Annotated in this window: 2 protein-coding genes; one reads left to right on the top strand and one right to left on the bottom strand. The window is 70.8% G+C overall.

Annotated features, from left to right (window positions below):
* Positions 1-39: 39 nt before the first annotated feature.
* Positions 40-321, bottom strand: a complete 282-nt coding sequence (locus ACNPM4_RS17395; RefSeq protein WP_448986518.1) for a hypothetical protein — start codon at positions 319-321, stop codon at positions 40-42.
* 125 nt (positions 322-446) lie between these two features.
* Between ACNPM4_RS17395 and ACNPM4_RS17390 the strand changes: the two genes are divergently transcribed.
* The coding region (locus ACNPM4_RS17390; RefSeq protein WP_448986517.1) for a serine dehydratase beta chain at positions 447-902 on the top strand (456 nt) is incomplete at its 3' end.

The raw sequence follows: 902 nt of genomic DNA, 5'->3' as shown, positions 1-902 counted from the left end.
GCGGGGTCTCGGCGGTGATCCGGTGTCTCAGCGAGTTGCTCAGCCGGCCTGCGGCTCTTCCGTGTCGACGACCCCGATCCCCACGGCCTCGTGGTCGGGCTCGGGTTCTTCGCGCTTCGGAGCCTGGGGCTCCTCGCCCGGGTCCTTCTCGGTGCTCGGCTCTTCGAGGTCTTCGGTGCTCGGCACCTCGCTCGGGTCGGCGTCTTCGGGCGATTCGGCCTCGGCGGGTGTGGTCGCCTCGCCCTCGCTCGTGTCGGAGGCCGGGGTGGGCGTGGGCGTCTGCGCCTCGGCGGGATCCTGTCCGGGAGTGTTGTTCGTCATGATGGCCCCTTTCATGGTGTCGTCCGATCACGATGCCTCGGAAGCACGTGTTGCTGAAGGGGCTTGACGCGGCGCCGAGTTAACCGGGGTGAACCGAAGGCGCCGATGCGGCGTAGCCTGGAGGGGTGACTGCGTACGTCTCGGCCTTCGACCTCTTCTCCATCGGGGTGGGGCCTTCGAGCTCCCATACGGTCGGACCGATGCGGGCCGCCCTCGACTTCGCGCGTCGGCTCTCCGCGACGGGCGCCCTCCCGCGCGTGGCGCGCGCCGGCAGCACGCTGTACGGCTCGCTCGGTGCCACCGGGATCGGGCACGGGACTCCGGATGCCGTGGTCGCCGGGCTCCGCGGACTCGCGCCGGAGACGTGCGACCCCGCCGACGTGAGATCCGCCTGGGCGGACTTCCCCGTGGGCGGCGCGCTGTCGATCGACGGCATCCATGACGTCCCGTTCGCAAAGGATGACATCGTCTTCGCGCCGCGCACCCGGCTGCCCGGTCATCCGAACGCCATGACGATCACCGCGTGGGATGCCGCGGAGCAGGTCGTCGCCGAGGAGACCTATTACTCGGTCGGCGGCGGC

This window comes from Microbacterium umsixpiens (assembly GCF_053543675.1).
This window is presented reverse-complemented; position numbering and strand designations above follow the sequence as displayed.

Coding starts and splice junctions, on each gene's coding strand:
- ACNPM4_RS17395 (WP_448986518.1), bottom strand. CDS start 321: ATGACGAACAACACTCCCGGACAGGATCCCGCCGAGGCGCAGACGCCC.